The following is a 12,611-nucleotide window of genomic DNA, read 5'->3' as shown; positions in this document are numbered from 1 at the left end:
TCACAATTGGACGCTATAGGTTTACAAGATACAAGAATACAATCACCTAGGCGACCGACCGCCGGCTTGAGCTGAAAAGCAGTATTTTTGAGAATAAATGGAGCTGTCCAGCAGTCCGTTTTCACTGACCTCCTGAACAGCCCCATCCGTTTCTTTTGGAATCAACTTCTCTCTTGCCCTGCCCGCATCCTATTCTTTAGCTTACTTTTATAGCATATAGCAGCAATTCAAACTAACAAGGCTAGTAATGCTGTAAGCTAATAATGCCAGTAATGCTGCTAGTAATGCTGTAAACTAATAATGCCAGTAATACTGCTAGTAATGCTGTAAGCTAATAAGGCTAGTAAACTTAATCACTTAATCACTTAATCACTCAATCACTCACTCAATCACTCACCCAATCAACACAATAACTCCACGCACTTCACACTTCACACTCCACACTCCACGCACCTGAACTACTCCCGAAACACCTAGTAAATCACTCTATTATGCTGATCCTGGATACCTGATTTACGATAAAAATACGTATTGATCACATCCCGCCAATGCTTGGCGCTCTCGAGCTGCTCCAGCAGACGCTCCTTCACATGAGTATAACGCTGCTGGTCAAGCTTATCCTTCTCCAGGGCATCCCAGCGCACGATCCACTGCTCCACCTGTTCGACCCCTGCAAAGTGGGTGTCATAAATATGTTGAATAACGGTCTTACCGGATTTCAAGACATGGGTATAGGGTACATGATGGAAAAATAACAATAGCTCATCTGGGCAAGTCTCCAGGCTGTCATATAGAGCTGCATTTGCACCAACGTATTGAGCCGAGTATCCCGTACCTGTCGCTTGAGTTCTGTCTACACCGATGCCATCGCGATCCGCAAAATGATAGGTGCCCCATTTGGAGTACTCATACCCGTCCACGTCTGGACCGTAGTGATAATGCGGCACGACCATCCAGCCTACGCCAAGCGGAGAGGTATAGTTCTCGTAGGTCGGCCAGGATTCCATAAGAATGTCCAGAATGGTATTCACCACAGCCTGATCGTCACCAAAGGTCATATTCGTCCATTCCTCGGCGATCTCTTCCGCGCTCAACTCCGGGTTCCACAACAGCCGACCATATCCGTACAAATTGGATTGAGCAAGATAATGCCCTGTCCAGTTATAATCATCGCCAATGCTGGATACCGCTGTAATCCCACTATATTTATACGGATGAACCTGTCCGGCGACAATATCCTTCACCTTGCTGCCTTCACCCTGGCATAGCGTATCGAACTCTAGTACCTCTTTCCACTGCGGAATCAAGTAGCATACATGCCTTTGCTGTCCTGTATATTCCTGAGTGATCTGAAATTCCAGCATCTGATTCGTTTGCTTCATGGCACCGAACAGCGGCGATACCGGCTCTCTGACCTGGAAATCCATCGGGCCATTTTTGATTTGCAAAATAACATTATCCTTAAACCTGCCGTCCAGTGGCTTGAAATGATCATAGGCTGCGCGGGCACGGTCGGTTTTGCGATCCCGCCAGTCCTGATGGCAATCATATACAAAACATCTCCACAATACGAGTCCGCCATAAGGCTCCAGTGCTTCTGCCAACATATTGGCACCATCCGCATGATCCCGGCCATACGTGAACGGCCCCGGACGATTCTCGGAATCAGCCTTGACCAGAAATCCACCAAAATCAGCGATGTAGCGATAAATATCCGCCGCGCGCTCCTTCCACCATTCTTGTACAACTGGCTCCAGCGGATCAGCAGTGGACGTCCCCCCCAGCTCGAGTGGCGCGGCAAAGTTAACGCTGAGATAAAGGCGAATCCCATAATCGCGGAACACATCGGCCACCCGAGCAACGTCAGGCAACAGCTCTGGCGTAATCAGCTTCGTTTCCACCTCATGTACGTTGACATTATTGATGGCTATACCATTAATCCCGACAGAGGCCAGCATTCGGGCATATTGCCGTACGCGGGTCAGATCCGAGACGATCTTATTGTCCTGATAAAAAACCGATTGACCTGCATACCCGCGCTCAATGCTCCCGTCCATATTGTCCCATTGATTAACCATCCGTAGCTGATACTTCGGCGCCTCGACTAAATCCAGCGCCTCCGACGCCTGACCCGTTTGCAGCAGACGCAAAAAATGAAACACACCGTAAAGCAGTCCCTTTTCCGTTCTCCCGGCAATAACAATGTAATCCTTGCCTTCTCTAGCCACCTCGCGGATAACATAACCTTCTTCTCCCAAACGAGCTGCTTCCGCTGCCTCCAGTGAATCATTTAGCAACGGCAGATGGCCGAGGTTGCCCGTATCCTCCAACGTACCTACAGCCAGAAAGCGATCAGCTTCCACGGTATGAGAGAGAGAAGGCTGCTCGCCTGTCAATGAGCCAATGCCCTTCGTCAACTCCTGTATTGCCGTGCGAAATACCTGGGAAGACACCCCGTCGGCCATCACGATATTGCTCAAATACCCTTGAAGCTGCTGCAGCGCTAGAGATTGTTCCCTACCTGCTCCATCCGCTGATACTTTGTCATACCGCAGCCAAGCTAAATCATAATTACTATTCATATTGCCACCCCTTCTTTATTTCACGATTTCCGTCGGGTTCATCCCAGTAATTTTCTTAAACACCGTGCTGAAATAAGGAACGTTTTTGTATCCGACCATTTCCGCGACTTCATATACCAGAACTTTCTTCTCCATCAAGAGTTCTCGAGCCTTCTCAATTCGCACTCTTGTCAAATAATTATTAAACGTCTCCCCCGTAATGTTCTTAAAAATCATCGAGAGGTAATTACGCGAAATGTACACTTTATCTGCAAGCCCAGCCAGAGTGATATCCTCGGCGTAGTGCTCGTGGATATATTCCATCATGAAGTCGACGGCCTGCCGATGCTTGCCGTTGCCACCCCATTCACGGCTGCTGAACACGATTCCGATTTTGGCGCCGAGCCACTCGGCCAGCTCAGAAGGCCGATTTAAATCAGCAATTTCACGGGTAATACACTCATTCGAAAAAATATCATCCAAGACCGTTCCCATCTCATAGAAAGCAAAAGCAATAATTCCCCATAGCTCACCAGCCAACATGCCGACATATGACTTCGTGATGCCTTTTTCTTTCTCAAGCCGTGTCATATAATCCCTAATAATTTTACGCGCCTGATTTTCCTGCGACGTTCGGATAGCTCCAGCCAGCTCTAAATACAGCTTGATGGGCCGAACCGGCGCTTGTGCATCTCCACTGTGCAGTTCCTGTGTATAGACAAATAAATCATAACCGGGAACTGCCGGCTGCAGATTCAAGTCGATAACGCGAAAGGCTTCTTCTGTCGAGCTGCCGATATCCTTGATGCTATTCTTGCGCTCACCGATCCCGATGCGAATCTTCAACTTCAAATAGCTCTTGACGCAATCGATCAAGCGAACGCCAAGCTGCTCCAGCCGCTCACGCAATCGATCAGCTGGCTCGGTGGGCTCGCTGTGCACAATAATCACAGAGCGGTTCGTGTGCAAATCTGTATAGTCAAAGGAGACGAAGATCCCCTGGGTCACTTCCCCAATAATGTTGCTGATTGCAAAACGAAGGAGGCTCCAATCAGACAAGCTGAGCTTCGCTGACCGTTGATTACGAACCAATTCAATGCCAAGAACGGTATGATCGCATTCAGACCAGTAACGATAGGGTGTTGGAATTTCCATATCCAGACTTGAATTCTGCAAAGTGCCCGCCGCAGCCGACTTCACCCATTCCTTCTCTACAAACGGCTCATACAACCTCAGCTTCTGAAGCAGCTCATCCTGCTTCACCCGCCGCTCCTCCTGCTTCTCCAGATCGGCTATGGCTTCGCCGAGCACAGACTTAAGGGTAGGGACGCTGACCGGTTTGGACAAGTAATCACTCACGTTCAGCCGCAAAGCCTGGCGGGCATATTCAAAATCAGAATATCCGCTCAAAATAATGACCTTGCCCTTATATCCGTTTTGCCGCAGCTGCTCGATCATATCGAGTCCGTTCATGACAGGCATATATAAGTCGGTTATGACGATATCAGGACAAGCAGACTGAATCATTGCCAGACCTTCTTCTCCGTTCAGCGCCTCTCCTGCCCACTCTGCATTCAACTCATCCCAGGGGATCGCTCTTTTGATTCCCTGCAGCACCCCGCGGTCGTCATCGATGATTCCAATCTTCCACATCTATAGAGCCCCCTTTGCAACAGCAGTGTTCTCGCATAATGTCGTGAATTATGCCATGCATAATGCAACGCATCGATGATAATACGTCATGCCCGATTAGCTGTTAAGCCTCTCAGGCATGACGTTATAATTTAGTAGTCATTCAAAATAAAGGGCATTTGTTCACCTTATTATTCGTACTCTTGCGCAGCCTTTTTCAGAGATTCATAAGCCTTCTCTGGCGTTGTTCTACCAAAACTCAGCTCGTCGCGTACAAGCGGGAAATCTTTGTCGATGAAGTTCACCCAGCCTTCTGGCCCCGTTGTAAAGGTCTGCCCGTCCGGAGTCGTAGCATCGATCAGTTTCATGCCCACTTGCTCACCCTCCGGCAGGGTCGGTATCAAGCTTTCTGCGATTTTCGCATTAGCAGGTACACCACGCGCTGTTCCTAGAATAGCTCCAGCCTCAGGATCATTGATGAACCAGTCGATAAATTTCGCTGCTTCTTCTTTATGCTTGGAGTTTGGAGACAAACTAAGGAACATGGACGGTTTCAACCATCCGCCCGCTTCCTCAGCCCGCGGCATCGTCACAAGATCGAAAGCCCCTTCCTTCATACTGTCCCATGTCGTGTAGTTGTTCGAGAATGAATAACGGAACAATACTTTGCCGTTAACCAACAGGTCAGCCGTCGGGTCCATTTCCTTATCGGACGCATTCAAATCGGCTGGAGGCACTAGTCCCTCATTGCGAAGCTGTTCAAACTTTTTCGTCCATTCCAGGAACGTTGCTTCATCGATGTTGAATTTGCCGTCATCCGTAATCAGCGTCCCTTTGCCTTTGGCATAATGATAAGCACTAAACATAAAGTAGTTGCCAGCGTAATCCAAGGTGAAGTACTGGCCTTTCGCCAGTTTAGGCTTCACTTCCTCCGCTAGAGCGAAGAAATCATCCCATGTCCAGCCATCTTGCGGAGTAGCTACGCCCAGCTTCTCTAAGGCAGCTTTGTCATATATCAACCCAAAAGCAACCGATCCTAGCGGTACTCCATACTGCTTGCCGTCTTTCTGCCCAATTGGCAGAAGGCTTGGCGTCAAGTCAGCCAAGTTCACCATGGAGTCGAGCTCTTCCAATTGGTTACGTGATGTCCAATCAGAAATCCAGCCTGGATCCATTTGGATAATATCCGGCTCGTTATGAGCAGCTGCCTGAGTAGACAGTTTATCCAGGTACCCGTCCATTCCAGAGTATTCCGGCTCGAAAGTTATATGCGGATTTTTCTCGGTGTACAGCTCCAATGCCTTCAACGTCGCTTCGTGACGTGGCTGCGATCCCCACCACATAATCCGCAGCTTTACTTTCTCTGACGCCGCATTAGATGCAGCCGGTGCATCGCTAGACGTTGCTCCAGCATTATCGCCCTTACCACCGCCGCATGCGGCCAACAATAAAGAGCATACTAGCAGCGCTGCGACAATCTGCAATCGCTTCCATTTTATCATAATGCCTTACCCCCTAGAGAAAAAATATATTGTAGTCAATATTTATCCTACCAACTCCGCGTAATATGGAGTATAAGAGAGATGCACAATTTATTATAAAATCGTCCGATTATGCTTCGCCCCTTCCCGGTGCTTCGGTAAGCCGTGGAAAAGCAATCGATACGATCGTCCCTCCCTGCTCACCGTCCGCGAGTGAGATATCAAATTCCTTGCCGAAATACGCCGAGAATCTTTCCCTTACGTTCCTAATTCCGTATCCACCCTTGCGCCGGTTATTTCCCTTATCATGGTTATAAGATAACCCCGTCCCATCATCCTTGATGATAATGCGGATGCGTTCGCCTTCCTCTGCCACTTTGATCAGGATATGGCCACTCTGTCTTGAATTAAATCCATGGATCATCGAATTTTCAACGAAGGGCTGGAGCGTCATCTTCGGGATATACAGCTTCTGTACCTCTTGCTCAGCTATTACCTCGTACTCCAATCCTTCCTCCCATCTCAGCTGCTGGATTTCCAAATAACAGCCCACGTGGGTCAACTCCTCACCGATCGTAATGAAGCTCTCCCCATGGGACAAGCCGATCCGGAACATGCGGCCCATTAGCTCGAGAATGCGACTCATCTTATCTTGGCCTTCCGCGATCGCCATCCAGTTGAGCTGATCCAACGTATTATAGAGAAAATGCGGGTTAATATTTGCCTGCAGTGCCTCAATTTCAGCCTTCCGCTGCTGCTCATAACGCTCGGCAAGCGATAAGTAAAGCGCTTCGATTCGTTCATTCAATCGGCGATAGCCCGCAAAGAGAACACCGAATTCATTCGTATAGTCGTTCATCAGCTTCGCTTGTTCTCCTCCGACGACATAAGTTTTCATCGCCTTTACAAGCTGGGCAATCGGCTTCATGAACTGCCGGCTTAGCAAGAGCGTCAGCAGGAACGCCAGCAATAAAGCACCGATGCCAATCGAAATGATCGCTCCGGCAAGCTTCACGCTACCCGCCGTAATTTGCTTCCACGGCGTAATCTCGACGAGCATCCAATCGGAATCTGCTACTTTGGAATAAACAATGAGATTTTCGTCGCTATGCGGCTGCGTATGGAGACGAAAAACGCCCGATTCACCTGTAAACCGCGGATCGGACTCCAGCAGCCCGGCTTCCTTCATCGGCTTCCCAACGCTAAGCAGCTCTCTGCCGTTCCGATCTAGCAGAATGCGGTTCGAATCCTGGGAATATCCTTCGAGCATGCTCCGGATCCAATCGGCCTTCACATGCACGACAAGAATGCCCATAAACCGGGTATTATAATAAATTTTACGAGAAAAGCTCAGCACAGAGGCTTCTCCCTTGAAAGTCGTAATTTGATGCTCCTCCGACCAGGCGAAATCGTTCTTCTCCAATGCCGAATACCAGGACTGCTCCGCAGCCTCTTCCAATTGGTGAAACTGGATATAGCTCTGGTGATCGCCCCACTGGGGCTGTTCCAGATATAAATCGATCGCTTGGATTTGCGGAATCGAATAGGTCAGATGAGCAAGGGCCTGCTTAATGCCCATCGACCTGCGATAGCGGTCAAACTCATCCTCCTTGCCCGACAGAAACGTAAGCAAATCACTGTCCCTCGAGGTGGTAAGAGATACCTGCTCGATCGATGTAAGCCGGCCCGTAATTTCATTATTCAGCTCCTCTAGTAGCCTTTGTTGGTAATAGGATGTATTATCGGCCAATTCGCGCGATGAGATGACATAGCTAATCCACACCGTGCTTGCGAGCACAAGTGTAATCAAGCCGGCGAAGCAAATAATGAACAGAAAATCGATTCTATATTTTTTGAATGGATTGATCATAATGTGCGTCCCCTCTTTCAAGCAAGAGTCTAAGAAAAGCACCGATACAAGACCTAAAAAAACATTGAAGCCGCGCCTGCCTCAATGTTTTCTTAATTTTAATATATTATATTGATTGCTAGCTGGCTACCCTTTAATTCCGGTTGTGGCTACGCCCTCGACGAAATACTTCTGGGCGAAGGTAAACAAGAAAGTTGCTGGTAGAATGGATACTAGCGACATCGCGAGAAGTTGTCCCCATTCCGCTCCACCTTGGGAGTCGTTAATCATCCGCAGCGCCAATCCCACCGTGTATTTATCTACAGAGTTAATGTACAGCAGATGACCTAGGAAGTCATCCCAGTTCCAGAGGAAACAGAAAATGATCACGGTCACGATCGACGGCTTCATCAAAGGCATGATGATTCTCCAATAAATTCCGAACCAGTTGCACCCGTCGATTTTTGCCGATTCATCCAACTCCCGCGGAATACCGCGAATGAATTGAATTAGCAGAAAGACGAAGAAGGTTCCTCCCGCTCCCCCCGCCAATGCGTGTGGCACGATAAACGGCAAATACGTATTGACCCAGCCGAATTGGTGGAACATCGCATACTGTGGAATAATGAGCACCTGCCCCGGCAGCATCAGCGTAAGCATGAGCAGCGAGAACCAGAAGCCCCGCAGCGGGAAGTCCAATCTGGCGAAGCCAAAAGCGACCAGTGTACTAGAAATAACCGTCACGATAATAATCGCGATAATGAGATAAAAAGTATTCACATAAAAATCGGTAAACGTAAACCCTGGAACCGAGTGCCAGCCCTTAATGTAGTTGGACCACTGAGGAACAGTCGGGAAAAGCGACGGCGAGCTTAGCTCCTGGTTGCTTTTCAAAGAAGCGCCGATCCACCAAATGACAGGATAGACCATAATTAAACTGAATACAGTAAGCATCGCATGGCGAATCAGGCCTTTCCACTTTGACTTGGTTATGGTCATTTTCTTTTCCCCCCTTGACTCTCGGATTCGTAGAATACCCAATATTTCGACGTCAGGTTAATCGCGACGGCAGCAGCGACGATCAGCAGCAGCATGATCCAAGCCAACGAAGAGGAGTAGCCCAGCTGGTAGCGACTGAATGCCCGCTCATATAAATAAAGCGCATACACATAGGTGGAGTTCATCGGTCCTCCGCCGGTAATTACGTAAGCAGGCGTGAACACCTGGAAGGAGTTGATAACCCCCATAATGAGATTGAAATACAACGTAGGCGACAGCATCGGGAGCGTAATTTTGAAAAATTGTCTCAGCTTGCCCGCACCGTCCACCGCCGAAGCCTCGTAAAGATCTGTCGGAATTTGCTTCAAGCCGGCGAGGAAAATGACCATTGAAGAGCCGAATTGCCATACTGACAGCACGATCAGCGACCAAAGCGCCGTATCCGGGTTCGTCACCCAGCCTGTCCCGGGAATCCCGAAAATGCCGAGCACCTTGTTAAAGAAGCCGTCCACGCCAAAGATGTTTTTCCATAGTAGAGAAACCGCGATACTCGCCCCGATCAAGGATGGGAAGTAGATGGCTGTACGATAGATTGAAATCCCGCGCACCGCCCTGTTCAGCAGCATGGCCACAAGCAGAGCCGCAATGAGCTTTAGCGGAACTGAAGCCAGCACATAATAAAACGTGATTTTGATCGATTGGGCGAATTTCTCGTCCGTAGTAAAAATACGGTTATAGTTCTCCATGCCAATCCATTCGATCGGTTTCATAAGCGTATAGTTCGTAAAGGAATAATATAAAGATAACAGCATCGGATAGGCCGTTAACGCCAAAAATCCGATCAGCCATGGTGAAATGAATAAATAACCTGCAATGGGAGAGTCCCAACGCTTGAGAAATGACTTTTTACGCACAGGCGTACCGGTAGCTAAAGATGTCGTTCGTTCCATAAGTTCACTCTCCTTTTCTGTACTTTTAGTATAGATGGAGAGCCCCAGCGAGCTACAGGAGACAATTGCTCAAAATCATTCAATATTTTCAGAATATCTCATTTTGCAAAAAAGAAACGCCCAGGCTTCTTCCACTTCTGCCCAGGCGTATTGATATAGCTACTTATGGATTGTATTTAAACTTGCGGCTCTGCGGCTCCTTCGCATAGGTGAGCATTGTTATAACTACTATGAATTGTATTGAGACACTACTGCTCGGTTATACTTTGAAATGCTCAATTTTGCTTTGCATGTCCGCAGCCATACGAGCAAGTCCGTCTGCGGCGGACGAGATTTCCTCCATCGAGGCCAGCTGCTCTTGTGTTGCGGCTGTAACACTTTGGAAGGAATCCAAGCTTTCCTGCGAGGTTTGCGCAATATGCTTCACCGAATTGGTAATTTCCTCCGCGCTAGCCGACATTTGCTGCGTAATTGCAGATACGTCGTGAATTTGCTCTGTAATTTGCTGCGTAGAATTCTGAATTTGCTGGAAGGCATTTTGCGCTTCCGCAGTGACCGTGATGCCGCGCTCTACATTGGCCGCGACCTCTACATTGATGGCCGCATATACTTGCTCTGCCAAGCTTGTCATTTGCACGACATCCTCGCTGATCTGCTCCGCCGTCGTTCTGGATTGCTCGGCCAGTTTCCGCACTTCACCCGCTACGACAGAGAACCCACGTCCCTCTTCACCGGCGCGCGCGGCTTCGATCGCTGCATTCAGCGCAAGTAAATTCGTCTGTACGGCGATATCCGAAATCGCGGTACTCATGCCGGCAATATGAGCGCTCAGCTCGTTCATCCGGTTCATCAGCTCGGCTGATTGCTCCGTCGATCGGCGAATTTCCTCCATTTGTAAGCTGACCTGCTCTACCTTCTCGCTTCCATAATGAACATCCTCCACCGTCTTCGAAGATGATTCGACGATCGTCCCCGATGCTTCGGCAATTTTATAAATGCCCTGGGACATTTCCTCCATCGTGTTGGCGCTCTCCAGCGAAACGGTGGCCTGTTTTTCAGCACCCTCAGATGAGGTTTGAACCAAATCGACGACATGCTCCACCGTTTTTGCATTCTGCTCGGTACCGGCCATCAGTTCTTCGCTGGAGGCAGTAAGCTGACTGGAGACCTCTGCGACATCCATGACCATTCCCCGTATTGAGGCAACCATTTCATTATAGTTTGCGGCCAATTGCCCGACTTCGTCTTTCCGTTTGATCTGGACTTCCTCATTCAAATAGCCCTCCCCTACCCGCTTAGCAGAACGGTTCAACTGCTCAATTGGACGAGTTACACTGCGGATGATCAGAAATAACACGATGCCAGAGACCAATAGTGCGATACCAAGTACAATCACCGAAGTTTGGATGATCGGAACAATCGCTTTATCGAATTCACTCATTTCCAGAACTCCGACGATTTTAAGGCCCGTGAGGTCGTTCGTATGAACATAAGCGCGCTGTGGCTTGCCTGTTATCTCGTTTTTGTAGTCAATAAAGCCAGAATCCATCGCCTGAATCAACGGAATATGTTCCCCTACGGCATCCTCGCCAGGCTCATATTGCGGATGATAAGTAATCTTGCTGCTGCGGTCGAAGATGTAGACGAACCCCTCACTTCCGATCTCTACATTTCGAGTAAATTCATTGATATTATTCATGTTAAAAGATACCGTCATTGCACCCTGACCATCCGGAAGCGCCCGGCTAATATATAAATTATGATTTCCCGAAGTACTTGATTGGAAAGGATCGATAATTATTGTTTGCGCCGGGTTGGCAAGCGCGCGCTTGTACCACTCTCTTCCAGTAGGATCATATTCATGCGGACCCGGATCGGGCGCCTTCAAAAATGCCTTGTTATTGTTCCCTACGGTCAACAGTTCAAGCCCCGGATGCTTCTCCATAAACAACTCCAGCATCGCTTGTACCTCTGGAGACTTTTCGTCGATTTGCTTGGAGTTCATCTGCATAACCAATTGCTCGACATTCTCAACTTGCGCTCCTATCGATGCATTCAACGCTTCGTTCATCAGCACAACGCTAGTCTTGGCTGCGTTCCCGATTTTGTCTTCCATTTGATACTTTGCACTCGTCAGACTGGAAACAGTAATAACTAAATTAGGGATAATCAACATAATCGTAAATACAAGCAAAAGACGATTACGCAGCGTTCTAAATTCAAATATTTTTCTTGTTTTCAACCATATTTTTCTCATCTTGTTCTCCCTTCGAGATTTTCAAATGTATAACATAGTTGTAAGTCGCGTGGTGCATTGCTGCATGACGGCGGTCGTTAGCGGCTTGGCTTATAGGGCTATTAAATGAATCCCGTCTTCTGTCCCCCCTCAACACTTGTCTTAAAAAGCTACAAAAAATAAAATCATCCAATCCTATCCACTTATTTCTTTCTCTTTGTGTTAAGTAGCATCTCTTCTGTCTTAGCTTCTTAATATCTATTTCTCTTTTTAAATAGATCTCATTGACTAGTTTTTTCTTCGATCTTCTTATGTCAATGATTCTATACATCTATTTTCGACAAAAAACGATATTTTTTTATACTTTTATGAAAATATTCAGAAAAACAATGTTTATTTACTGTCCTTTTCATTTATTTTCTTCCTTTGGTTCGACCGACCGCCGTCATGCAGCAATGCATCGCACACTGGGAGCTGCGCGATGTCATGATTGATCCTGGATTCTACTAGATGTCATGGACACTCCTGGATGTCATGGACGCTCCTGGATGCCCCGGATGCTCCTGAATGCTCTGGATGCTACTGGATGCCACTAGATGATACTGGATGCTACTGGATGCTCCCTATTCAAAATTGCTCCGGGAGAGTAAGCAAGGCAAAACATCTCAAGCAGGAAAGACCTCCGTCAGGAGGGTTTTGTTCAGTGCAGCCGCTAAAGTTAGTGGAGGTTAGTGCGGGATGTGCAGGGAGTGCGGTAGTGGAGGGAGTGCGGATAGTTGGTAGTGAAGGTAAGAGAGTTAACGAAGTTAGCGGAGATTACGTAAATAAGGCTAGTGTTGAGGGGAGTTTTTGAGGATGAATGTTGAGGTGGGGGCTGAGGTGAAGGTTTAGATGGGGGGGAAT

The 12,611-nt window shown here is 48.0% G+C and carries 7 protein-coding genes; all 7 read right to left on the bottom strand.

Annotated elements, in window-relative coordinates:
* Positions 1–473 precede the first annotated feature (473 nt).
* Positions 474–2,582: an alpha-glucuronidase family glycosyl hydrolase gene (locus EIM92_RS06755; RefSeq protein WP_125082033.1), complete on the bottom strand. Its 2,109-nt coding sequence runs from the start codon at positions 2,580–2,582 to the stop codon at positions 474–476.
* 15 nt (positions 2,583–2,597) lie between these two features.
* Positions 2,598–4,214, bottom strand: a complete 1,617-nt coding sequence (locus EIM92_RS06750; RefSeq protein WP_125082032.1) for a response regulator transcription factor — start codon at positions 4,212–4,214, stop codon at positions 2,598–2,600.
* Between the two features lie 170 nt (positions 4,215–4,384).
* Positions 4,385–5,695, bottom strand: coding sequence for an ABC transporter substrate-binding protein (locus tag EIM92_RS06745; protein WP_125082031.1), 1,311 nt, complete (start codon positions 5,693–5,695; stop codon positions 4,385–4,387).
* A 109-nt stretch (positions 5,696–5,804) separates the two neighbouring features.
* Complete coding sequence (locus EIM92_RS06740; RefSeq protein ID WP_125082030.1) at positions 5,805–7,544, bottom strand: cache domain-containing sensor histidine kinase; 1,740 nt, start codon at positions 7,542–7,544, stop codon at positions 5,805–5,807.
* A gap of 126 nt (positions 7,545–7,670) precedes the next feature.
* A complete protein-coding gene (locus EIM92_RS06735) occupies positions 7,671–8,522 on the bottom strand; it encodes a carbohydrate ABC transporter permease (RefSeq protein WP_211344434.1) in 852 nt (283 codons plus the stop codon).
* On the bottom strand, positions 8,519–9,472 hold the full coding sequence (locus tag EIM92_RS06730; protein WP_125082029.1) for a carbohydrate ABC transporter permease: 954 nt from the start codon (positions 9,470–9,472) through the stop codon (positions 8,519–8,521). The genes EIM92_RS06735 and EIM92_RS06730 overlap by 4 nt, the downstream gene beginning before the upstream one ends.
* A gap of 259 nt (positions 9,473–9,731) precedes the next feature.
* Positions 9,732–11,729, bottom strand: coding sequence for a methyl-accepting chemotaxis protein (locus EIM92_RS06725; RefSeq protein ID WP_125082028.1), 1,998 nt, complete (start codon positions 11,727–11,729; stop codon positions 9,732–9,734).
* Between the last annotated feature and the right edge of the window lie 882 nt (positions 11,730–12,611).

The sequence above is a fragment of the Paenibacillus lentus genome, assembly GCF_003931855.1.
Lineage (GTDB): Bacteria > Bacillota > Bacilli > Paenibacillales > Paenibacillaceae > Fontibacillus > Fontibacillus lentus.
The sequence above is the reverse complement of the archived record's forward strand: the minus strand, read 5'-3'. Positions and strand labels throughout refer to the sequence as shown.

Bases quoted from the DNA above. Each gene is read 5' to 3' on its own strand.
- EIM92_RS06755 (WP_125082033.1), bottom strand. From the start codon at position 2,582: ATGAATAGTAATTATGATTTAGCTTGGCTGCGGTATGACAAAGTATCA.
- EIM92_RS06740 (WP_125082030.1), bottom strand. From the start codon at position 7,544: ATGATCAATCCATTCAAAAAATATAGAATCGATTTTCTGTTCATTATT.
- EIM92_RS06730 (WP_125082029.1), bottom strand. From the start codon at position 9,472: ATGGAACGAACGACATCTTTAGCTACCGGTACGCCTGTGCGTAAAAAG.
- EIM92_RS06725 (WP_125082028.1), bottom strand. From the start codon at position 11,729: ATGAGAAAAATATGGTTGAAAACAAGAAAAATATTTGAATTTAGAACG.
- EIM92_RS06745 (WP_125082031.1), bottom strand. From the start codon at position 5,695: ATGATAAAATGGAAGCGATTGCAGATTGTCGCAGCGCTGCTAGTATGC.
- EIM92_RS06750 (WP_125082032.1), bottom strand. From the start codon at position 4,214: ATGTGGAAGATTGGAATCATCGATGACGACCGCGGGGTGCTGCAGGGA.
- EIM92_RS06735 (WP_211344434.1), bottom strand. From the start codon at position 8,522: ATGACCATAACCAAGTCAAAGTGGAAAGGCCTGATTCGCCATGCGATG.